This is a genomic window from Brumimicrobium salinarum, assembly GCF_002844555.1.
Taxonomy (GTDB): domain Bacteria; phylum Bacteroidota; class Bacteroidia; order Flavobacteriales_D; family Crocinitomicaceae; genus Brumimicrobium; species Brumimicrobium salinarum.
On record NZ_PJNI01000078.1, the window covers coordinates 1 to 389 of the forward strand.

Consider the following 389-nt stretch of genomic DNA (forward strand, 5'->3'; position numbering starts at 1 on the left):
AAAAAACCTCACACAAATAAATGTATGAGGTTTTAAAAAAGTGGCGTCGTCTTACTCTCCCACCAGTGAACTGGCAGTACCATCAGCGCAAGCAGTCTTAACTTCTCTGTTCGGAATGGTAAGAGGTGGACCCTGCTGCAATAGACACCGAAAATCGTTGAAATAAATAGATTAAAGCTCTATTTACTTCTAATGTCTTAATTAAGAAAATATTGGGTGATTGAAATAGTAACAGTAGAGAACTATAAGTTTACGGGTTATTAGTACTACTCAGCTTTGACATTACTGTCTTTACACCTGTAGCCTATCAACGTGGTAGTCTTCCACGGCCCTTAAAAGATTTCTCATCTTGAGGTGAGTTTCGTGCTTAGATGCTTTCAGCGCTTATC

General features: G+C 38.8%; 2 rRNA genes. Both read right to left on the reverse strand.

The features are described from left to right. Nucleotides 1-38: 38 nt before the first annotated feature. Nucleotides 39-152 (reverse strand): 5S ribosomal RNA (rrf, locus tag CW751_RS15220). 88 nt (nt 153-240) lie between these two features. Continuing rightward, a 23S ribosomal RNA gene (locus CW751_RS15225) occupies nt 241-389 on the reverse strand; the annotation flags it as partial.